19 protein-coding genes are annotated in these 21,041 nt (G+C 46.8%); 5 read left to right on the top strand and 14 right to left on the bottom strand.

Features of this window, described 5'->3' with window-relative positions; all coding sequences use genetic code 11:
• Positions 1–15: 15 nt before the first annotated feature.
• Complete coding sequence (locus tag J4N40_RS17480; protein ID WP_005375829.1) at positions 16–981, bottom strand: electron transfer flavoprotein subunit alpha/FixB family protein; 966 nt, start codon at positions 979–981, stop codon at positions 16–18.
• Positions 982–1,118: 137 nt separating this feature from the next.
• Between J4N40_RS17480 and J4N40_RS17475 the strand changes: the two genes are divergently transcribed.
• The gene (locus J4N40_RS17475) at positions 1,119–2,780 is read left to right on the top strand and encodes an electron transfer flavoprotein-ubiquinone oxidoreductase (RefSeq protein WP_186585234.1); all 1,662 of its coding nucleotides are present in this window, start codon (positions 1,119–1,121) and stop codon (positions 2,778–2,780) included.
• A 59-nt stretch (positions 2,781–2,839) separates the two neighbouring features.
• Here the strand turns inward: J4N40_RS17475 and J4N40_RS17470 are convergent, their stop codons facing one another.
• Positions 2,840–3,724 (bottom strand): LysR family transcriptional regulator, encoded by an 885-nt coding sequence (locus tag J4N40_RS17470; protein WP_186585232.1) that lies wholly within the window; start codon positions 3,722–3,724, stop codon positions 2,840–2,842.
• Positions 3,725–3,841: 117 nt separating this feature from the next.
• Here J4N40_RS17470 and J4N40_RS17465 point away from each other — a divergent pair, with 117 nt between their 5' ends.
• Positions 3,842–4,513, top strand: coding sequence for a type 1 glutamine amidotransferase domain-containing protein (locus tag J4N40_RS17465; RefSeq protein WP_005388562.1), 672 nt, complete (start codon positions 3,842–3,844; stop codon positions 4,511–4,513).
• Between the two features lie 84 nt (positions 4,514–4,597).
• On the opposite strand, the gene J4N40_RS17460 is transcribed toward J4N40_RS17465, so the two are convergent.
• Entirely contained in the window at positions 4,598–5,245 is a 648-nt protein-coding gene (locus J4N40_RS17460; protein ID WP_250654620.1) for a glutathione S-transferase family protein, read from the bottom strand.
• Between the two features lie 118 nt (positions 5,246–5,363).
• On the opposite strand from J4N40_RS17460, the gene J4N40_RS17455 reads away from it, so the two are divergent.
• Positions 5,364–6,194 (top strand): LysR family transcriptional regulator, encoded by an 831-nt coding sequence (locus tag J4N40_RS17455; protein WP_250654619.1) that lies wholly within the window; start codon positions 5,364–5,366, stop codon positions 6,192–6,194.
• A 9-nt stretch (positions 6,195–6,203) separates the two neighbouring features.
• On the opposite strand, the gene J4N40_RS17450 is transcribed toward J4N40_RS17455, so the two are convergent.
• The 5 genes from J4N40_RS17450 to artP form a co-directional block, all read right to left on the bottom strand.
• A complete protein-coding gene (locus J4N40_RS17450; RefSeq protein ID WP_017634242.1) occupies positions 6,204–6,776 on the bottom strand; it encodes a dioxygenase family protein in 573 nt (190 codons plus the stop codon).
• 138 nt (positions 6,777–6,914) lie between these two features.
• Positions 6,915–7,583, bottom strand: a complete 669-nt coding sequence (gene artM, locus J4N40_RS17445; protein WP_053303703.1) for an arginine ABC transporter permease ArtM — start codon at positions 7,581–7,583, stop codon at positions 6,915–6,917.
• A complete protein-coding gene (artQ, locus tag J4N40_RS17440; RefSeq protein WP_005388570.1) occupies positions 7,580–8,269 on the bottom strand; it encodes an arginine ABC transporter permease ArtQ in 690 nt (229 codons plus the stop codon). Before artQ ends, artM begins: the two co-directional genes overlap by 4 nt.
• A 1-nt stretch (position 8,270) precedes the next feature.
• Complete coding sequence (locus tag J4N40_RS17435; protein ID WP_054579000.1) at positions 8,271–9,002, bottom strand: arginine ABC transporter substrate-binding protein; 732 nt, start codon at positions 9,000–9,002, stop codon at positions 8,271–8,273.
• A gap of 88 nt (positions 9,003–9,090) precedes the next feature.
• Positions 9,091–9,819, bottom strand: a complete 729-nt coding sequence (artP, locus tag J4N40_RS17430; protein WP_284694805.1) for an arginine ABC transporter ATP-binding protein ArtP — start codon at positions 9,817–9,819, stop codon at positions 9,091–9,093.
• A gap of 424 nt (positions 9,820–10,243) precedes the next feature.
• Here artP and J4N40_RS17425 point away from each other — a divergent pair, with 424 nt between their 5' ends.
• Together J4N40_RS17425 and J4N40_RS17420 are read left to right on the top strand one after the other, a co-directional pair.
• Positions 10,244–12,478, top strand: a complete 2,235-nt coding sequence (locus tag J4N40_RS17425; RefSeq protein WP_250654617.1) for a hypothetical protein — start codon at positions 10,244–10,246, stop codon at positions 12,476–12,478.
• Positions 12,479–12,619: 141 nt separating this feature from the next.
• Complete coding sequence (locus J4N40_RS17420; RefSeq protein ID WP_138940348.1) at positions 12,620–13,615, top strand: ABC transporter substrate-binding protein; 996 nt, start codon at positions 12,620–12,622, stop codon at positions 13,613–13,615.
• 82 nt (positions 13,616–13,697) lie between these two features.
• Here J4N40_RS17420 and J4N40_RS17415 read toward each other — a convergent pair whose 3' ends face one another.
• From J4N40_RS17415 to J4N40_RS17390, 6 genes are all read right to left on the bottom strand, one after another.
• Positions 13,698–14,075 carry a nuclear transport factor 2 family protein gene (locus J4N40_RS17415; RefSeq protein ID WP_031777276.1) on the bottom strand — a complete coding sequence of 126 codons (378 nt, stop codon included), beginning with the start codon at positions 14,073–14,075 and terminating at the stop codon, positions 13,698–13,700.
• Positions 14,076–14,217: 142 nt separating this feature from the next.
• Entirely contained in the window at positions 14,218–14,949 is a 732-nt protein-coding gene (locus tag J4N40_RS17410) for a DUF3726 domain-containing protein (protein ID WP_161441452.1), read from the bottom strand.
• Positions 14,946–16,682 carry a hypothetical protein gene (locus tag J4N40_RS17405; protein WP_054576781.1) on the bottom strand — a complete coding sequence of 579 codons (1,737 nt, stop codon included), beginning with the start codon at positions 16,680–16,682 and terminating at the stop codon, positions 14,946–14,948. Before J4N40_RS17405 ends, J4N40_RS17410 begins: the two co-directional genes overlap by 4 nt.
• 101 nt (positions 16,683–16,783) lie before the next feature.
• Entirely contained in the window at positions 16,784–18,385 is a 1,602-nt protein-coding gene (locus J4N40_RS17400; protein WP_213876120.1) for a BCCT family transporter, read from the bottom strand.
• Positions 18,386–18,494: 109 nt separating this feature from the next.
• Positions 18,495–19,484 (bottom strand): membrane dipeptidase, encoded by a 990-nt coding sequence (locus J4N40_RS17395; RefSeq protein WP_005388594.1) that lies wholly within the window; start codon positions 19,482–19,484, stop codon positions 18,495–18,497.
• 69 nt (positions 19,485–19,553) lie between these two features.
• Positions 19,554–21,014 carry an aldehyde dehydrogenase family protein gene (locus J4N40_RS17390; protein WP_053307779.1) on the bottom strand — a complete coding sequence of 487 codons (1,461 nt, stop codon included), beginning with the start codon at positions 21,012–21,014 and terminating at the stop codon, positions 19,554–19,556.
• Positions 21,015–21,041: the final 27 nt, after the last annotated feature.

Below are 21,041 nucleotides of genomic sequence, written 5' to 3'. Positions count from 1 at the left end.
GAAGCAAGACTATATCTACAGCTTCTCTAACAGCTCAGGCATTACCACAAACAAATCGCCGACCAATCCATAATCAGCAATGTCAAAAATAGGCGCATCCGGATCGCTATTAATTGCAACAATCACCTTGGAATCTTTCATTCCCGCCAAATGCTGGATCGCGCCAGAAATTCCGACGGCAATGTATAACTCCGGTGCAACAATTTTGCCGGTTTGCCCAACTTGATGGTCATTAGACACATAGCCCGCATCGACCGCCGCTCGTGACGCCCCTACCGCTCCACCTAGCTTGTCAGCCAATTGTTCTACTAAAACAAACTTCTCTTTACTCCCGAATGCACGACCACCCGACACTACTACTCTAGCCGCTGGCAATTCTGGTCGCTCACTTTCTGGCGTTTGTTGCGAAACAAACTCACTAAGTTTATTGATAATCACCGTGTCGACTTGAGTAAGCTTAGGGACAACTGGCGTGTCAGATAGCTCTGCGGCATCAAAAGCCGTACTTCTTATGGTCATCACTTTATAGGGATCATTCGACGTGACTCTCGCCAATGCATTTCCAGCATAAATTGGACGAATCACCGTATCGATAGACTCGATTGTCATCACGTCAGAAAGTTGACCAACATTAAGCAACGCCGCCACACGAGGCATCACATTCTTACCAAATGTACTGGCAGGAGAAAGAATGTGTGAGTAGTTTTTGGCTACTTGTGAGATCAAAGGTGCGATATTTTCCGCTAATCCATGTTCATATCCCTTCGCATCAACCCAGATAATTTCTGCAACACCTTGAACACAATTCAACTCATCCAAAACTGATTGGCACTGATAACCAATAAGCAACACAGAAACAGGAAGCGATTTATCATCATCCTTAATCTCAAATGCCGCTTTAATTGCACACAGCGTCCCTACAGCCAACGATTGGTTGTCATGCTCTGCGAGCACAAGTGTTGCTAATGGTCGGTCTTCCATGGTCATGCCTCATATAACACGTCAGATCCATTACTTGAGCTTAGTCCACTTCACGTTAACGTCAACTGAGCTATAGTTTTCTGTATAGAAACCAAAACCTGTCACGCAGATGACGATAATAGAAAGGAAGCATAAAGATGGAACGAGAATGCATGGAGTTTGATGTCGTGATCGTGGGGGCCGGACCTGCAGGCTTAAGCGCCGCTTGTCGGCTAGCTCAACTCAACCAAGACAGTGAAGGTGACGCACTTTCAATTTGCGTTGTAGAAAAAGGCTCAGAAGTGGGCGCACATATTTTATCTGGCGCTGTTTTTGAAACTAGTGCCTTAGATGAGCTTTTCCCCAATTGGAAAGAAATGGACGCCCCGCTAGCAGCCTCAGTTCAACGAGATGATTTCCTTTATCTTACTACTGAACAAAACCATATTCGCGTTCCCCACTTCCTTACACCGCGTCCAATGATAAATGGCGAGAATAATTACGTAATTAGCCTTGCCAACCTTTGCCGTTGGCTCGCTAACCAAGCAGAAAATCTTGGGGTGGAAGTTTTTCCGGGCTTTGCCGCTGCAAGCATCAATTATGATCAGACTGGCGCCGTGACAAGCATTAACACGAGCGATATGGGACTAGATAAGAACGGCCAGGCCAAACCTAACTTTGAACCAGGTATCGAGCTAAGGGCAAAATACACCCTTTTTGCTGAAGGTTGTCGCGGACATCTGGGTAAAGAACTTATTCAAAGGTTCGACCTAGACGCAGGAAAGCAACCACAGCACTACGCGCTTGGCCTAAAAGAGATATGGGAGTTACCCACTGACAGTAAGGATGTATCTGGCAGTGTTATCCACTCCGCTGGCTGGCCCTTGAGTGAAACAAATACCACAGGCGGCGGTTTTCTCTATCACATGGAGAACAACCAAATCGCCGTCGGGCTTATTGTCGACTTGAATTACAGCAATCCTTACTTGAGTCCGTTTGACGAATTTCAACGCTTTAAGCACCATCCTGCTATTGAAACACATTTGAAAGGTGCTCAGCGCATCGCTTACGGCGCAAGAGCCATTGCGAAAGGTGGGCTTTCCTCTCTGCCGAGACAGCAATTCCCTGGCGGTTTATTGATTGGTTGTGATGCGGGGACTTTGAACGTCGCAAAAATTAAAGGCAGCCACACAGCAATGAAGTCCGGAATCATTGCAGCAGAAGCGGTACATACGGCCCGACAAACTGGAGCTTCTGAGCCAGACTACCAGTCGTTGTTTGAATCATCATGGTTGTATGACGAACTCGCCGAAACGCGTAACTTTGGCGCGAACATTCATAAGTTTGGCAGCATACTTGGCGGTGCTCTTTCGACTTTTGAACACAACCTGTGGCAACCACTGGTTAAGAAGCCGTTACCTTGGTCTATCAAGGACTATTCGCACGATCATGAGCAGTTAAAACCTAAACAAGAGTGCCACCCAATTGCATACCCAAAACCAGATGGTGAAATCAGTTTTGATAAGCCTTCGTCGGTATTTTTGTCGGGAACACAGCACGAAGAGAATCAACCTTGTCACCTTGTTCTGACTTACCCTCACATTCCAATTGATGTGAATTTAGGTATGTATGACGAACCGAGTCAGCGCTATTGCCCCGCTGGGGTTTACGAAGTGGTGGAAGTGGACAATAAGTTGAAGTTTCAGATAAATGCCGCCAACTGCGTTCATTGCAAAACCTGTGACATCAAAGATCCTTCGCAAAACATCACGTGGAAAGCACCAGAAGGTGGCGGCGGACCAAGCTATCAAAACATGTAGATACGTTAGTATGTTGACGATCTAACAAATGGATAAACAAACCGATTGGCAGAGCCTCATTACTCCTGCCAATCGACAAAATGATCAAGCAAGAAGTCGATAGCCAATCGCGCTCGTAGTGGTAGAAAGTGACGATTCTGATAAACAATCCAGCTGCTGTTGCCGCTTCCCCAATACGGCTCTAGTATTGGCACCAAACGACCAGACGAAATAGCATCGTTGAAACTACTCTTCGGTAAGTACGCCACACCTAATCCTTCTGCACAGGCTTGCAAGACCGTGTGTGCGTTATTGCTCTTCCATCTGCCCTGCACTTTTACGCCATCTAAAGGCTTGCCGTCTTTTTCAAACAACCAAACGTCCTTATTGGCAATAATGCAGCTATGACGCTTGAGTTGCTCTGGGTGCGTTGGCAAACCATGTTCATCGAGATAACGCTGACTGGCTGCCGCTGCCATGGGACGATCCACCAGCTTTCTCGCAACCAAGCCTGAATCACTCAACCTGCCGTAACGAATGGCAAAATCGAAACCATCTTCAATAAAGTTGACCATGCTGGTGTTGAAGTTAATTTCAACCGTGAGATTAGGATGTTGCGTGGCAAACGCCATCAAGGCAGGCGCTACATGGTTCTCAGAAAACGCACCAGCGGCACTCACACGTAACGTACCACTCAATTGAGTTTGCTGCGTGGTGAGTTGCTCATTGGCTTGCTGAAGCCCAATCACCAACTCTTTACACTGTTGATAATACGCTTGCCCCGCTTCCGTTAGACTCACCATTCTTGTCGAACGTGCTAACAAAGCGACACCTAATCGCTCTTCTAGTCTTGTGACTTGGCGACTGACGTGACTGGTACTGCAACCTAACTGTTTTGCCGCTGCAGAAAACCCTAAGCTCTCAGCAACCGTAACAAACTCATTGATGCCTTCAAAACTGTCCATACTTACCTTTGCTATATAGCAATAATGTTTTGCCAATTAATCGTATTATCACTTATTTGATTAGCAATTAGTATGAAGGTGTTCAACAAATACACGTAAGCCAAAAAGGAAACCATCATGAAGAAAGTACTCATCATTGTGACGAACCATGCGACCCTAGGTGAAACTGACCAAGCAAACGGAACTTACGCGCCAGAGCTCACTCATGCCCTTAGCGAACTGCTGGGTGCAGGCTTCGATTACGACATTGCCTCTATCAAAGGCGGGCAAGCACCACTGTACGGAACCGACATCGAAGGCGACGCAGTGAACGAGAAAATTTTGGCGGATGATGATTTCCAGAACCGCATCAACAACACGATTCCAGTGTCACAAATCAACGGTGACAACTACGATGCGATCTTCTATCCGGGTGGTTTTGGTCTTCTTTCAGACCTAGCGAGCAACGAAGATTTTGCCAAGATTTCCGCAAAACACTATGAAGATGGCGGTATTGTGGCAGCAGTTTGTCATGGTCCGGGCGCTCTTCTTCCTATCACGCTTAGCAATGGCGAAAAGCTGCTTGCGTCTAAATCAGTAACAGGTTTCACTCGCGAAGAAGAGATCGACTTCGGCACCATCAACGATATCCCATTCCTATTGGAAGAATCTCTTGCACGCAGCGCAGCGCGCTACTCTAAAGTGCAACCATGGCAAGAGTTTGTAATTGTGGATGATCGTGTCATCACAGGTCAAAACCCAACGAGCGCACACGGCGTAGGCAGAGCGATTGTTGAACACCTAGCTTAAACGCACCGGAAACTACAACTATCCTAGAAGAGGAAAGCGTGCTTTGTCATGCTTTCCCTTGCTACAGGCGATCGCAAGATGCGCTTATACTTCTTCCCCTGCCTCGTCCTCTTCTACGATATCCGTTTCTTGGCTCGCCTCTTCCAACCATTGCTGTAAAGATTCACTTGCTAGCACCTTCTGTTGGTAAGCTTTGGCACCTTCGGATAACTCGATACCGTAAGTTTGGAAACGCAATACCACAGGTGCATACATAGCATCCGCTATCGACCATTCTCCAAATAGCCAACCGTTTGGATGCAGTTCTGCTTGCTCTGCCCAAATAGCGTCAATGCGAGCAATATCTTTACGTGCTCCCTCCGTTAGATCGACTTTTCTGTGTGCGCGGATGTTCATTGGGAGTTCGTTTCTTAAATCAAAGAAACCCGAATGCATTTCTGATGCAATGGCGCGTGCTTTAGCTCGTTCTGCGGAGTTGCTTGGCCAAGCTTTACCTTGTAAATATTGCTCGTTAACGTATTCCAAAATCGCTAATGAATCCCACACGGTTGCGTCACCATCCACCAAGGTAGGTACTTTCGCGGTTGGTGTAATACCTTCCAAGGTCTTATAAAAATCTTCTGTGAATAATTTGAGCTTGGTGACTTCGACATCTAGTTTGAATTGAGAAAAGATCAACCATGCGCGCAGTGACCAGCTTGAGTAGTTTTGATTAGCAATAAACAGTTTCATGACGCCTCCATGCGGTTCGTGTTTTGATTACCCATTCACAATATCTGATTGTATTTAAGGGGACTAACGGATAGTTTTGATGGAACACTTCAACAAAAACGATGGATGAGTTTTAGATATGGATATCGATGCGTTACGCAGCTTTCTGGCTTTTGTAGAAACGGGCAGTTTCACTCGTGCAGCCAAGCAGATTAATCGCACCCAATCAGCGTTCAGTGCACAAATGCGTAAGCTAGAAGACGAACTCAGCGTCAGCTTGTTTGAAAAAGAAGGCCGTAACCTCGTATTGAGTGAAGCGGGACTGGCACTGCGCTCTCACGCCGAGCAATTGGTCAGCTTGCACAATCAAGCACTGAAACAAGTGAGGCGCTATGAAAACAAGCGCCCTCTTCGCTTAGGTTGCCCCGAGGATTACAACGACAATATCTTGCCTAAAGTCATCCGCGTATTACAGCAATCTGAGCCCACATGTTCGATTCAAGTCTTTAGTGAGCCAAGCATCACCTTGAGAGAAAAACTTGATGAAGGAAAGCTAGACGCCGCTATTGTGACAAGAGCACCGGACAGTGAGGAAGGTTACTGGCTAGCAAGCGACAAAGGCGTGTGGATTGCTCACCCTGATTTTGACATTGAGAACGCCCAACCTCTCCCTCTCGCCCTATTCCAAACCGACTGTAAATACCATGCGGCAGCAGTAGACGGATTAACCAAACGTGGCACTCCTTATCAACTACTGGCATGTTGCAATACGGCTTCTGCACAACGAGCAATTGTACGTTCAGGCATGGCTATCGGTGCGATGGGCAGTATTAGCGTTAGCGAGGATCTTAAGATCTTAGACGATATGCCATCGCTACCTTCCGTGGATATCGTTTTGGTCACGGGCGTCGAGCCTCATCCGACACTGGATAAAGAATGCTTGGCACAATTGGTTGAGTTAATGGTTTAACCGGATTAGCTAGCCAATCACAAAGTTAAATTCGCCCGTTAACCGCCCGTCGATTCGTATAGTTTCAAACTGCAGATAATCACGGGCTTTGCCTCCCCACCATTCATCGCCAGTATTGCCTTTCAAGTACAACTGAGTGGTCAGAAGCTCTTGGTTATCCCGCCACAACTTAACGTGAATGTGCGGTGGACGAGAGGCATAAGGCACGGGGTACAAGGTCTGAAACAAGTAGTGACCATCCGATTGAGTTAAAACTGCACCAAAGCCAGCAAAGTGCGCATCAAACTTATCGTTATTTGGTTGCTTAGGATGATCGTAAATCCCCTGCCCATCGCATTGCCAGATTTCTACTTTGATGCCTGAAACTGGGTTTCCCGATGTATCTACTACTCTGCCTTGCAACACGATAGGTTCACCGACCAAGCCTTCTGATTGCAGAATCAAGTTTTGACGAAGAGGAATATCCACTACTGGATAAAATGGCCCTTCAGTTTGTGCTGGCGTTGGCCGCATTGGTGTTTTCGCTTTTAAAGAGGGGGCGAACAACAATGTCCACAGCGCTAAAAAGTGTCTTCTTTCCATGGTGCCACCAATACAATTGCGTTGAATTAAGTTTGGGGGAACTTAAGGAATTTGCCATGACGAATATAAAAAATGCCCCTGCAAGAGAGCCATTCGCAGAGGCACTGTGGAACTAAATGATGAGTGTTGATTGAAGGATTATGCGGCTTCGAACGCCAATGCTTTCTTCTCTACCTGACGGAAAATGAGAGTTAGCACACCATTTACCGTTAAATAAAATGCGCCTGCAATACCAAATACCGTCAACGTATCGTAGGTTTGTGCGTTAATGCGCTGCGCATAACCCATCAGATCCATGATCGTAATCGTGCTTGCTAGTGACGTGCCTTTGAAGACCAAAATCACTTCGTTCGAGTAAGCAGGAACAGCACGACGAATAGCGTATGGTAGCAGCACTTTTAGCGTTGCGGTTTTGTTCATACCCAGAGCACGACACGCTTGCCATTGACCGGAAGGAATCGCGTTAAACGCTCCTTTGAACAACTGAGTGCTGTATGCAGCGGTATTCAACGCTAACGCCAACATCGCACAGAACCAAGGTTGGCTTAACCATGTCCAGAATACACTTTCTCTTACTGCGTCAAACTGACCAGGACCGTAGTACACCAAAAAGATCTGTACCAACAAAGGCGTACCAGTGAACAAGGTGATGATGCCACGACTTACCCAATGCAAACCCGGAGTACGCAGGATCAGAGTCAGCGTCATCATCAAAGCTAAAAGACAGCCCACAACCAAGGAAGCGGCGGTCAATTGAAGGCTAGTGCTTAAGCCATCCAGCATTTGCCAAACGTGTTGTTCGTTCATGCTGTGGCCTCCTGTCCCATGCTCATACCTTGAATTGAGAACTTCTTATCAATCAGTTTGACGGCACGTTGTGTAATCAAAGTAATGCCTAAGTAAATCGCCGCAGCGGTCGCGTACCATGTAAACGCTTCATGCGTCGCTGCAGATGTTAGCTGCGCTTGCTTCAACAAATCCGTTACGCCAATCAGTGATACAAGCGCGGTGTCTTTCAGCAGAACCAACCATTGGTTAGTTAAACCTGGTAGTGCGTGTCTTACTGCTTGTGGTAAAACAATGCGAACGAAAGCGTGTGCTTGACTGATGCCGAGTGCACTTGCTGCTTCTCTCTGCCCTCTTCCAACGGCTTTTAATGCGCCACGTAGAGTTTGAGAAGCGTAGGAAGCGAAGATCAATGACAACGCCACCACGCCAGACAAGAACGGGCTAACTTCAATAAAGTCGCCGGTGATTAAAAACAGAACCTGCGTCGAACCAAAATAGATGAACAACACGACAAGGATTTCTGGCAAGCCACGTACAATCGTCACAAACGCCGTCATTGGCCATTTAACGAAAACGCGGCGAGACATTTCACCACTGGCGAATACCACTGCCAGAATCAAACCGACTAAGAGGCTTGTGAAGGCTAGCTGGACAGTCATCCAACTAGCTTGAACAAGCGATAAAGAGTAACCCGTTAGTGCCATATTACTTACCGAAGTATTTGTTGTAGATTACGTCGTATTCGCCGTTTGCTTTCACTGTTTTCAGTGCTGTGTTCAGCTTGTTCACTAGCTCGTCGTTACCTTTATTTACTGCGATACCGAAACCGTTACCGAAGTATTTAGGGTTAGTGATGTGCTCACCCACGTAAGCTAGGTTGTCTTCTTTCTTGAACCATTCTGCTACGACTGCTGTGTCACCGAATACAGAATCAATACGGCCATTTTTCATATCGATGAACGCGTCTTGGTAGCTTGAGTAAGGAACCGCGGTTACGCCCGGCATTTGCTCAATCAGGTAGCTTTGGTGTGTTGAACCGTTTTGAACACCAACACGCTTACCTTCTAGTGCTTTTTGATCAGCCACTTTTTCTTTGATAGAAACAAACGCTGCTGAGTTGTCATAGTATGCATTCGTGAAATTCACTTGCTCCAAACGCGCCTCAGTAATGTCCATTGCAGAGATTGCCGCATCGTAGCGCTTGAATTTTAATGCTGGGATCAGGCTGTCAAAAGATTGGTTGTGGAAGGTGCATTTTGCTTCGATTTCTTTACATAGTGCATTCGCCAGATCCACATCAAAACCTTGGATTTGGTTGTTTTCATCCATGTATTCGAATGGGGCGTACGTCGCTTCCATCGCAAATTTGATCTCTTCTTGTGCTGCTGCGTTCGCTGAGACAAGTCCGATTAGTGAAGCTAGTAGAATCTTTTTCATTGCAATACTCCGTGTGTACTTAGTGGGCTGACACTCGCAATGACAGCCGAGCTTATCTGTTAAATAGACTGAACTTTAAAAACGTGATTTAGTGATTTAAGTAGTCAGCAAACTGGGCGGTTTGCGGGTTAGAAAACGAATCATTTGTGCCGTGCTCAACGATGTGTCCTTTTTCTAAATACAGTACGTGACTAGCGATTTTCTTGGCGAAATCCACTTCGTGCGTCACAACTACTTGTGTAATTCCGGTTTCGCTTAAATTTTTAATAATCTTAACGACTTGGTTAGTAATTTCCGGATCAAGCGCAGCGGTCGGTTCATCAAAAAGCAAGACTTCCGGTTTCATCATCAATGCACGAGCAATCGCCACACGTTGTTGCTGACCACCAGAAAGTTGCATCGGCCATGCATCCGCTTTGTCTGCCAAATGCAGCGTCGCGAGAATTTGCATTGCCTGCTTCTTCGCTTCTTCTTTATCCATGCCAGCGACTTTTACCGGAGCCTCAATCAGGTTCTCCATCACTGTCATATGCGGCCATAGGTTGTACTGTTGGAACACCATGCCCACTTTACGACGAAGCGCTAAACCTTGCTTCTCTTTGATTTCAGTTGAAAAGTCGAATGCGTCATTAGCGATGTTTAACTGGCCGTTATCCGCTCCTTCAAGAAGGTTAAGAACACGTAGTAGAGAGCTCTTCCCTGCACCACTCGGACCGAGTAACACTAGTGTTTCGCCGCTTTCACACTTAAAGCTGACATCTTGAAGCACTTGTGTCTCACCGTAGGATTTATTGATTCCGCTTACCTGAATAGTCATGCTGACATACCGCATTAATTGTCACTTGGCATTTATATTACTCAAAAGGATTTTTTATGCAATAAAAATGTATAAAAATTAATTTTGTTAAATTTTTGTATGATAAGCAATCAATACAACAGAGAATGTGACTGGTTTAATCAGTTGGTTTTAACTGAAATTGTTGATGAAAATCCAACAATATGATGACAATCGAAACAAGGTTAAAATTCTGGTTACTTTTGTGCTTGTGTAGACGGAATTTTGAGTCTTTGAACGTACTACACCCGACGCAGACCTTCTCATTTTTGCCGGGCTTCCCCCTCGATTTCCGGTAAAACCTTCTATCGGCGGGTTCCTGATTAGGACTTTGTGAATAGACTATAATTTCTCTTTGTATTCTGGCCCTTAATTCGAGTCATCTAAGTATGAGTGAGATAACCCCATGTTGAAGTCGCATTGTTTTTCTCTCATTGCACTTGCTTCTCTGAGCTTACTTTCTATACCCAGCGTTTGGAGTAGAACAGCAATCGTGTTACCTGGATTGCATGAACAGGGTATTGATCTTCAAGATAAGCCTATCTCTGCTGCGGCTACACGTGAATGGGAATTGGATTATGCTGATATCTTATTCGGCGCTTACGAAAGTAAAAGTCATAATGAGCGTGTACAAGCACTTGGTTACATGTACAACCAAAAGCTGGAACTTAACTCTGGTTGGCTGGAAAACGATATACGTAACCAAGCAGAACTGAATGGAATTGACTACGAAGATTTCTTTCTCCACTTTTCTGAAGACACTATCCTAGCTGAAGTCGACTCAAGCCATGGTGAGAATACTCTACTCAATCGAAAACCGATGATCGTTGGCTATACCGCCAGCGCTGACCACGCCGGTTTTTGGCTATATCAACCACCGCCATGGGATGCTGATGTATTTGGCCAGGCGAATAATGGTGGAGCCCTCTATGTCTATCACTCAGAGAAGTTCGACCGCTTAGCCTTTACGTTCTCTCAGTTTGCTCAAGGCGGCAGCTTCACGATTGAATACCCTTCTGCCATCGACTCGTTTGGTCAGATATCGGAGTGGAAGCCCTTTGATATTAAGAAAGATAGAACACAGGGCATGACCAAAGACCAAACAGTAAACTGGTCTGTTCCTTCGGATTGGGTTCGCGCTACAACGCATGATGGTAGCGGAAAAACTTATGGTGGCGGTCAGTACTTTGGCTCCACCTTTTTACGCGACGGCGGCCGCCTTTACGTTGCGAAAATTACTTGGCATGACGACAACATAGAAAACCGCCCACGTCTCGAAAACATTCAACTCAAAGATAGCTTCCCTGCCGTCAATATCTCAGGAGCACCAACGGAGACACCTGAAGGTCAAACCATTCAACGCTGGCGTAAAATTCGTGGCTTCGACAAATCTGCAGATCGAAACCAAGACAATTATCTTTCTTGGCATGAATACAAAAACCGTTCGAATAAGAATGCAACCGCACGATTTCGTTGGGAGTCACGCGTTATTCCATTTGGTCGTATGTGGAATCAAACCTCTTCTTGGGCATTGACCAATCTCGGCAATCCCTTTTTTGCCAATACAATGCGCCACTCTTACCAAGCTAAATGGGCGAAACAAGGTTTAAATGGTGCGTACAACGACGATACGAATAAGTTACTCGGTGCAAATCAGTTCTACATATATTCCGGAGGCACAGTGGATGAACTTGGTTTGGTGGCGGGTAGCCAAGCTGCTGACGATGCTTACAAAGCGCAATTCTCGGCGTTCTTGAATAAACTGGCAACGCTGGATGAAGATGCGTTAATTGGCCTCAACATAGGTACGGCAAACTTATTCGGTCGTAATGGGCAAAACCACTTGGTTAACGCTGGCTCCTTGTACTTGCGCGAGCACTACCTTTTCCCTGCTACCGGCTTTAGTGGCTATGCTGGCTTGGCTAAATTTTGGGATAACTCTGCACTCGCCAAAGCTGGCCAGAAAGTGATTTATCAAGCGACCACGCGTTATGGTCGCGTTCAATACTTTGGTAACACAGAAAACAATTGGAAACAGGACCAATACTCTGCACTAGCGGTGTTCTACTTAAACTATCACCCTGAGCGCATTTACTTTAATCAGTGGAACAATGGCTACTTATATGGAAGTAATAACACAACAAGTGACAACTTCTGGAAGGCAGGCGTACCAAAGAATATTGCTTATCAACCTAGCGCCTTGCTTGCCGTTGATTTGGGAGAGCCTGCCAATCAAATACCAGAGGGGTATCAGGCGACTCCGCTAATGATGTCCACCAGCACGCCCTATTCCGCCGATTACACGGTGATTGGAGATGCTTCTATGAGCAAAGTGGCTCATCCTGACTTGCCTAAAGGCGCTATCGATTTGTTACCAACCCATACGTACTTTGCGTATCACTCAGACGATACGGTAGTGATGCATGGCCCTACAGAGATGGTGTTAGCCCGAGAATTCACCAAAGGCCGAGTTCTGTATCGAACTGATTTCTTTGGCAAGAATATCGATTATTTCACCTCACCGAAGATGACAATCGTGCTTCCAGAGCCTATGCGACCTGTAGATCAAGACGGTAACATCGGCGACTATGTTTCTCACATTGAGATCGGCGGCTACGAAGGAATGTTCTTGCTGTATTAACGCCCTTTAAACCCTTCTCACCAAACGCTTCATAAATCGCCGTTTTTATGCTTAACGTCACTGAAAAAAACTTGTTCACTGAATCTTTATAAACCGATGTATATACTGAAGTAAATGACAACGACAAGGAAATTCAGTCACATGAAGACGACACCTTCAATGCTCTCTGTTCTGCTGCTATCAGCATTATCTACTCATGCAAATGCGGACGAATGCGGAAAAATAACCATCGCAGACATGAATTGGAATTCGGCCAGCTTAATGGCGCACATCGACCAATTTGTCTTAAATGAAGGCTACCAGTGTGATGCGGAATTGATCCCTGGTGATAGCGTTCCTACAGGCACCTCTATGATTGAAAAGGGGCAACCTGACGTTGCGCCAGAGTTATGGACAAACGGCATTAAAGAAGCACTTGATAAAGGGATTGCGGATAAACGCTTGCGTATCGCTGGTGAATCGCTTGTCAATGGCGGTGAAGAAGGGTTTTGGGTTCCCGCCTATCTGGTAAAACAGTATCCAGAGCTCGCGACGATAGAAGGCGTCATCAAGCACGCCAAACTATTTGAACACCCAGAAGATGATGACAAGTTCGCGTTCTATAGCTGCCCTGCTGGTTGGACATGCCAAATCACCTCCGGTCACTTGTTTAATGCATTAGGGTTAAGTGAGCACGGCTTTGAGATGGTTGACCCAGGCTCTGGCGCTGCACTAGCTGGTACCATCGCCAAAGCCTATGATCGCAAAATGCCTTGGTTTGGTTACTACTGGTCACCAACACCCGTATTGGGCAAGTATGATATGGTCAAAGTGGATTTTGGTAGCGGAACAGATTTGGAAGAGTATCGCAACTGTACCACTCAGCCTGATTGCGCTTCACCAAAAGTAACAATGTACCCACCTTCTCCAGTTCGCACAGTAACAACTGAGGCGTTTGCGAGCAAAGAACCCCAAGCATTCGCGTACTTGCAGAAACGCGGATTTACCAACGAGCAAATGAGTGAAATGCTGGCCTGGATGGAAGATAACTACGCGGACGGTGAAGAAGCGATGTTTTACTTCTTTAATACCTACCCTGACTTGTGGAAAGGCTGGGTATCTGAAGACGTCGCGGTGAGAATCGAAAAAGCGCTTTGATGATTAATACTTAAAGTGCCACAAATCATTTAACCTCCCATGCCGTTTGAATAAACGGCATGGGAGACTCGTCAACGACTCGTTAATACATGGTGTGACCATTCAATGTTTCTTTGGGTATCTCTTGCAGAGCGTCCCAATGTTCAACGATCTTCCCATTGTGATCAAAACGAAAGAAATCCATCGTCACGTATTCAATATCATTAGGCCATGTTTGGTGAGTGTGTAGTGCCACCAAATTCCCTTCAGCAATGGCTCGCACAAACGTAATATCTTTATCGGGATACTCATTTTGCATCCGCTCAAAATACTCGATAAAAGCCTCGGGGCCATTTCCAACTAATGGATTGTGCTGGATGTACTCATCACCTACGTAGTCTTCAACTGCCTTTCTTGGGTTACCTCGATAGGCGGTTTCGTAAAACGCAATGGCATTTCTTTTATTCTCTTGCAGATCCATTTTTCTTACCTGTGTTGATCCATCTTGCGGATAACGGTAATCATAGTCTTTGAACTTCAGAAGTGACTGAACATCGCGCACAAAAAAGGCCGCTAAACAGCAGCCTTCATCACTTCTACTTGGAATCATCGCCTTTCATAGCTTAAACCACACCACCAGCACCGAGCATAGAACGCTCACTGTTCTCCACCAGCAACGCGGTTGCGGTTTGTTTCAGTGTTTCCCATTCTTGGTCTTCGACAAAGATACCATTTTGCCAAGAAGCTTGTTGCGTACGGCTTAACTCATCACCTTCAATGTGGGTGGTATACCCTTGTGCACTTTTCTCGATATCGAAATCGTTCACGGAGAGCTCGATAACCATACTATGCAAATCCGTATCATGCACATCAAACTGATCCGAGAAAAAGACTTCTGGTGCGATTCGTCCACGGTTTAACACATAAAGCGTTCGCTTGGGACTTGAGCCATTGACCCACTGTGCTCGACACGCAATGCCTTTCGCAGAGAGCTTCAACAACTCACTGAAACCCAGCCAACGGTTATGACACTGTTTCAACGTAATGGTAATCGACTTACGGTTGATCATTTTCTCGAGCGCGAAATCCAACACAGCGGGTAAATGACACGCTACACTCCCGTTGTGCAGTTCTACCTCTATGCTTGACGGTGTGCTGTTGGTCACCGATACGGCGCAGTCTGAATCTAACCCAAGAAACAGACTGGCGTTATTAAAATGGCGAACTCCATGTAAGCCAACCATTTGCAAGTCCGCCACCATGTTCGCAATGACGTCCGCCTCACCACAGTGACGGCGCATGCCAAGAAATGCCTTATTAACCGCGGCCACCAATTCGTTGTGAGAGACGATCATAATGCAAATCCTCCGTTGATTTTTTGATTGTCACTTTGCGCAATTTCGTCACGCGGCGGCATGCTAGGGAAAATCCACGTGTCTGCCAGTTTAGGGTCGTGAATTTCATCTAACAACGGCGCACCTTGGAAGAAAGTTACTCGAACCCAACGATCCGAGCGCGGATCAAACTTAGTCGCACCAAAGATCGCCAATTTACAGCGCAGTAAGTGCATTGGTAACGCATCTTTACGCAGCACATTCATTTGAATATCCCCCATCGCACGGTTGCCTAACGTCCATACGCGACGTGTGATCGAACGATAAGCCGGTTTTTGCAATAGAAACTCTGCTACAGACATTTCTACATCACAGTCAAGCAAGGCCTGGTACAAGCGATTCACTTGTCTGCCAATATCAAGCGGCAGTTCTTTTTCTTCTCCAGCCTCTTCCCCGCGGACACCAAGCCTTGGCTCTTCTTTGTCTTGTGAGCGATACCAGAACCAGTAGTTGTTCTCAGCTAGTGAGTAATCCGCATCAATCGCCCAGCGGTACTTGCTTTGCAACACTTCCAGTAAATCTTGGATCTTTTTCCCGCCCGGAATAGATAACATTTCATCCGTATTCATTTGGCTAGCAAATTCATCCACTAAAGATGGGTAGAGTTCGATCAAGCAAGAGGTGAGGATTTCTTGGGCTTCCACACTCATTGTTTTCTTATGCTCGACCAAACTCGCCCAGTGCGGATGTAATGCCATTAACGTTGTTAGCTCCGATAGCAGTTGTTTGATGTCTGCTATCGCTTGATGATTGAGCCTGTCTTGATGTTCATTGATGGTGATGACTTGCTCTAAATGACGCTGTGCTTTTTGCAGCAATCCTTGCAAAGGAGCATGGAACGACGCTTCACATGGCATCGCAAAGACTCGCGCTACCGCACGTTCGCGAGAGGTCATCCATTGGTCAACGATGCACGGGTGATTAATCAAGTATGGAGCCATGCCTAAGCCAGTAGCATTGCCGACACCAAGGTAGCGCTGCAAGCCACGATGCAAAGCCACCGCCTTGTCGCCACCTTGTTGAAGTGCCAGATAGTGCACCCAATCTAGGCTGAATTCACGCAACATATATACGGCACACATTTGCGCACTAAAAGACTGGCTGAAATCTGAGTTGTTCTCTAACAGTTTGAAATCGGCGATACCAAACTTTCCGTTACCATAAACAGCTGTGGTACGCAGGATATAACCCACTTCCGCTAACTCTTTCGGCTCAGGCTGCTCGCCTTGAGAAAGCGCGCTAACAATGTGCTCAAACACGCGCACACTTTTGTTTGCGCGAGCAAGAACAAGTACGTTGTTTGGATTACGTCCCGCTTCTTGCAGCGGTACATTTTCTCGCAATCTTTCCAACAAAGTAACATCAACATCGCCTTGAACCAGTGCAAATGTGACGTCCCACTTTTCAGCAATTACGCGATCATTACGCTCGTCGTCGGCAATTTCATCACAGAATACCACCAAATGATAAACGTGCTCTGGCGTGGTCAATTTGTAAATCACATGACCATAACCACGAGGACAAAGCTGCCACTCATGCTTGGTTACTTGCCAGTTTTGGCTTGCCATATTACGAATCAGACTGCGAACAAAGCTGATTCGGTTTTGGTGCATTGCGCCAAGCCTTTCGGCTGCCATGACAATCGCTGCATCGCGCATAGTTGCTTCCGTATAAGTAGAACGATGTGCATCCATTTTGCTCACCACCTATTTGTTATTGTAAGAATACTAGGGTTTGTGCGGATGCAGGAGGAAAACACCCGCACAAGCTCCACGTTGTTTGAATTGAATAATTGTTATAGCCCTTGCTCTTTCGCCATTTTGATTGCAATTTGTGGCGCATTCCAAAGTGACGGTAACAGAATCAACGAAACCGGAACCGCGGTAATAACAATGAAAGATTGCAGAGCAGAGATGCCGCCAGAGCCAAGGGAAATTAGGATCAATGCCGTCACACCCATCATTACTCCCCAGAAGGTACGGATGATCGCATTCGGCTCCGTTTCACCACTGATCACGACACTGATTGTGTAGGTCATTGAGTCGCCCGTCGTGACGATGAAGATCGTGGTTAAAATCAGAAATAGAATTGAAGTCAGCATTGGCATTGGTAGTTGCTGAGTCACTGCAAGCAAAGCACCTGGCAAGTTAAAGCCCTCAAACGCCGCACTCACGCTACCCGGTTCAGCAATTTCAAACGCAAGACCTGAGCCGCCCACAATCGTGAACCAAAAACAGGTGGTTAACGGAGCCACAATACTGATGGTGGAAATAACTTGGCGAATAGTTCGACCACGGGAAATACGCGCAATAAAGATTGCCATCATCGGACCATAACCCAGGAACCAGCCCCAGAAAAATACTGTCCACCAACTTAGCCAACCTTCGTCACCGCGATAAGTCGCCATTGGGATAAAGTTATCCAACATGCTTCCTACACCTTGAATGTATCCGTTAAAGATAAAATTCGTCGGACCAAAAAACAGGATGTAAACCATCAATGCCATTGCCAGAATCACGTTGTAACGACTAAGCAGTTGCATGCCTCGGCTTAATCCACTGAGTGCTGACAAGGTGTAAAGCGCAATCGCAAACAAGATGATGATAAGCTGAGTGGTAAAGCCATCAGGGATATCAAACAACGCATTTAACGCGTAGCTAACCTGCAAGCCCAGAAACCCAATTGGACCAATGGTGCCCGCGGCTACCGCGATAATGCAGCATGCGTCAATCAATGCACCGAGTTGGCCTTTAAGTGCTCGTTCGCCCAAGACTGGGTAAAGCAAAATACGGGGTTTTAGTGGTAAACCTTTGTCGTAATGTAGGTGCATCACCACGATGGAAGTTAAGCTACCTACAATCGCCCAAGCTAGAAAGCCCCAGTGCATAAAGGATTGCGACAACGCATTCACCGCACCTTGCTGCGGGTTATCTTGCGCGCCGTATAGAGGAGGTGGGCTAACATAATGCGCGATAGGCTCAGCCGCGGCCCAGAAAACACCACCACCAGCCAATAAGGTACAGAAAATAATCGCCATCCAGCGGAAAGAATCCATTTCTGGTTTTGCAATCCCGCCCAACATCACCTTGCCTGTTCGCCCTGCAGCCAAGCCAAGACCAATAAGAAAAGTGAGAAGCAGCAGTAACTGCCAGTATGGACCAAACACCTGAACTGCCCAGCTAAAACCGGCGTTAACGATCGTAGATAACAGCTCGCCGTCATAAAGTGCAATAGCAACGAACAACGCGATGAAACCACCGCTATACCAAAAGGCCGGGTTATTCAGTCCTAATTTGTCCGTCGTGTTTTCTGTTGTTGATGTGTTGTGTTTTGCTTTTGACTTGCCCGATGACACGCTCATCGTGGAAGCTTTCATGCTATTGGTTAAATCAGACATACTCTGGCTCCAGAGGTTCTTTGCAGCAGCCAAAGACTGGCTACAAATGTGAGTTTTACGCCTGCCGTATTGTTATTATGTGGGCAGGCGGTTCCTACTTTGGGGAATGCTATGAAATAGGCTCTAATCCTTCTTTAAGGAAGTTGAACCAGTTTTCACCCAATATTTTTCCAGCCTCAGATTCACTGAATCCGTGACCCATTAATCCGTTGTAGATGTTCTCCATCCCTGCGCTGCCGCAGAACCATGGCAGCGCATCTGGCCATCCCGAGTTACTTGCTGAACCTTCGCCGTAATCCATCGCTTTTGACCAACGCCCGTTGCGCATCCACTCCAACACTTGTTGCGGCTGATTTAGGCACAAATCGCTACCGATACCTAAATGGTCAACGCCAAACATGTCTGCGGTTTTCGCAACCATCTGGCAGAAATCATCCAACGTGCACTGGCTGCCATTTGGCAAATGGAACGGATATAAACTGAATCCAATCAAACCACCGCGCTCCGTCAGTGCTTTGATCACGGTGTTGGACTTGTTGCGCAGTGCGTCATGCGCAAAAGTCGGGTTAGCATGGCTGATACAAATTGGACGCGAAGAAAGATCGATGGCTTCCAACGTCGAACGCTCTGCACTGTGGGACATATCAATGATCATTCCGACTCGGTTCATCTCTTCAATCGCTTGCTTACCAAAGCGAGTTACGCCGGAATCGTTTTGTTCGTAACAACCTGTCGCCAGTAAGCTTTGGTTGTTGTAGGTCAGTTGCATGATCAGCAGACCTTGGCGGCGCATCACTTCAATCAGACCAATTTCATCATCGATAGGTGAGCAATTTTGCGCGCCGAAGAAGATGCCGACTTTGCCTTCTGCTTTGGCTTTTTCTACATCTGCCATTGAATAAATAGGCATGATGAGGTCCGCATTTTGCTCGAAGCGCAAGTTCCACTCAGCAAAACGCGTTAAGGTTTCGCGCGCAGTTTCGTGGTAGACGATGGTGGCATGAACGGCGGTAATGCCACTCGCCTTAAGCGTTTGGAAATACTCTCGATCCCAATTGCAGTACTGCAATCCGTCAATCACAATCCGTTGTTGGTACATAACCACTCCTTAAACAATTTCTTAGCCTTTTCGTGCGGGCAGCTGACACCATCAGCTACCCTGCTGTTCTTAGTAAGGGCGCTGATAAGCGGTTTTCACCACGGTGTAGAACTCTTTGGCGTACTGACCTTGCTCACGAGGGCCAAAGCTAGATTCTTTACGGCCACCAAATGGCACGTGATAATCTGTACCCGCAGTTGGCAAGTTAACCATGACGCAGCCCGTTTGGACTTGCTGTTTGAAGATCGCGCTATTGCGCAGGCTTTGCGTGATAATGCCGCCTGTCAGGCCAAAGCGCGTATCGTTCGCGACTGCAATTGCCTCATCCAGATCAGAAACGCGAATCACGCTCGCCATTGGCGCAAAGACTTCTTCTTGGTTCACTTCCCAGCCATTCTGTGTATTTAAAAACAGAGTTGGTGACATGTAGTAACCGTCATGCTCTAGGCTCAGACGCTCACCACCGAAAGCCAGCTCCGCGCCTGCTTGGCGTGCGTTTTCGATCCACTCAAAGTTCGCATTCAGCTGGTTACCATCAACAACAGGGCCCATGAATACGCCCTCTTCTAGAGCGTGACCCACTTTAAGTTCGCTCATGCGTTTGATTAGCGCCTCAACATACGCGTCGTGAATTCCGTCCATAACCACAAGACGAGAAGACGCGGTGCACTTTTGACCTGCACCCGAGAATGAGCCTGCGATTGTCGCTTCGACAGCAATCTGAATGTCTGCATCATCTGCCACTACGAGCGCATTTTTGCTACCCATCTCTAGCTGACAACGCACAAAATTTGGTGCCGTTGCCGCTGCAACTTTACGGCCAGTGCCCACAGAACCAGTGAAGCTCACGCCGTTCACTTCCTTCGAATTAATAAGGGTATTACCGACTTGCGAACCGCTACCCAAAACGAGGTTAAACGTGCCGGCAGGTAAACCTTGGCGATGGATAATCTCTGTCAGCGCAACGGCACTTGCTGGGGTTAGGTTGGCAGGCTTCCAGACGACGCTGTTGCCAAACGCAAGTGCTGGCGCGATTTTCCAAGCCGCTGTTGCTGTTGGAAAGTTCCAAGGAGAGATAATGGCGATAACGCCGACGGCTTCACGAGTAACTTCAACGGAGACACCTGGACGGACGGAAGCAGCGTTATCGCCAATTTGACGCAGAACCTCAGCAGCAAAGTATTGGAAGAATTGGCCAGCACGGTATATCTCACCTCGACCTTCAGCAAATGGCTTACCTTCTTCACGCGAAAGTAAGGTGCCCAATTCGTCACATCGTGCAATGAGCTCATCACCAATCGCTTGTAGCACTGCTTGCTTGCGCTCGATTGGTGTTTTTTCCCACTCTGGCTGCGCTGATTTAGCCGCTTGAATCGCTTGCTCTACTTGCGACACACTCGCTTGTGCGAAATCGCCAATGTTTTCGCTGATATCAGAAGGGTTAATATTGGCGATGGTGTCCATGCCCGATTGCCACTCACCCGCTATATAGAGGGATTTTTCTGCTTGAACATTGTTAATAAAAGTCATGGTTCTTTCCTTGTTCTTCCGATTTGT

Source organism: Vibrio sp. SCSIO 43097 (genome assembly GCF_023650755.1).
GTDB lineage: Bacteria > Pseudomonadota > Gammaproteobacteria > Enterobacterales > Vibrionaceae > Vibrio > Vibrio alginolyticus.
This window is presented reverse-complemented; position numbering and strand designations above follow the sequence as displayed.

Excerpts from the sequence above, each read along its gene's own strand:
- J4N40_RS17450 (WP_017634242.1), bottom strand. The coding sequence starts at position 6,776 with ATGGAAAGAAGACACTTTTTAGCGCTGTGGACATTGTTGTTCGCCCCC.
- J4N40_RS17395 (WP_005388594.1), bottom strand. The coding sequence starts at position 19,484 with ATGTACCAACAACGGATTGTGATTGACGGATTGCAGTACTGCAATTGG.
- J4N40_RS17390 (WP_053307779.1), bottom strand. The coding sequence starts at position 21,014 with ATGACTTTTATTAACAATGTTCAAGCAGAAAAATCCCTCTATATAGCG.
- J4N40_RS17425 (WP_250654617.1), top strand. The coding sequence starts at position 10,244 with ATGTTGAAGTCGCATTGTTTTTCTCTCATTGCACTTGCTTCTCTGAGC.
- J4N40_RS17475 (WP_186585234.1), top strand. The coding sequence starts at position 1,119 with ATGGAACGAGAATGCATGGAGTTTGATGTCGTGATCGTGGGGGCCGGA.
- J4N40_RS17420 (WP_138940348.1), top strand. The coding sequence starts at position 12,620 with ATGAAGACGACACCTTCAATGCTCTCTGTTCTGCTGCTATCAGCATTA.
- J4N40_RS17435 (WP_054579000.1), bottom strand. The coding sequence starts at position 9,002 with ATGAAAAAGATTCTACTAGCTTCACTAATCGGACTTGTCTCAGCGAAC.
- J4N40_RS17480 (WP_005375829.1), bottom strand. The coding sequence starts at position 981 with ATGGAAGACCGACCATTAGCAACACTTGTGCTCGCAGAGCATGACAAC.
- J4N40_RS17400 (WP_213876120.1), bottom strand. The coding sequence starts at position 18,385 with ATGTCTGATTTAACCAATAGCATGAAAGCTTCCACGATGAGCGTGTCA.
- artQ (WP_005388570.1), bottom strand. The coding sequence starts at position 8,269 with ATGGCACTAACGGGTTACTCTTTATCGCTTGTTCAAGCTAGTTGGATG.
- artP (WP_284694805.1), bottom strand. The coding sequence starts at position 9,819 with ATGACTATTCAGGTAAGCGGAATCAATAAATCCTACGGTGAGACACAA.
- J4N40_RS17460 (WP_250654620.1), bottom strand. The coding sequence starts at position 5,245 with ATGAAACTGTTTATTGCTAATCAAAACTACTCAAGCTGGTCACTGCGC.
- J4N40_RS17405 (WP_054576781.1), bottom strand. The coding sequence starts at position 16,682 with ATGGATGCACATCGTTCTACTTATACGGAAGCAACTATGCGCGATGCA.
- J4N40_RS17410 (WP_161441452.1), bottom strand. The coding sequence starts at position 14,949 with ATGATCGTCTCTCACAACGAATTGGTGGCCGCGGTTAATAAGGCATTT.
- J4N40_RS17455 (WP_250654619.1), top strand. The coding sequence starts at position 5,364 with ATGGATATCGATGCGTTACGCAGCTTTCTGGCTTTTGTAGAAACGGGC.
- artM (WP_053303703.1), bottom strand. The coding sequence starts at position 7,583 with ATGAACGAACAACACGTTTGGCAAATGCTGGATGGCTTAAGCACTAGC.
- J4N40_RS17465 (WP_005388562.1), top strand. The coding sequence starts at position 3,842 with ATGAAGAAAGTACTCATCATTGTGACGAACCATGCGACCCTAGGTGAA.
- J4N40_RS17415 (WP_031777276.1), bottom strand. The coding sequence starts at position 14,075 with ATGGATCTGCAAGAGAATAAAAGAAATGCCATTGCGTTTTACGAAACC.
- J4N40_RS17470 (WP_186585232.1), bottom strand. The coding sequence starts at position 3,724 with ATGGACAGTTTTGAAGGCATCAATGAGTTTGTTACGGTTGCTGAGAGC.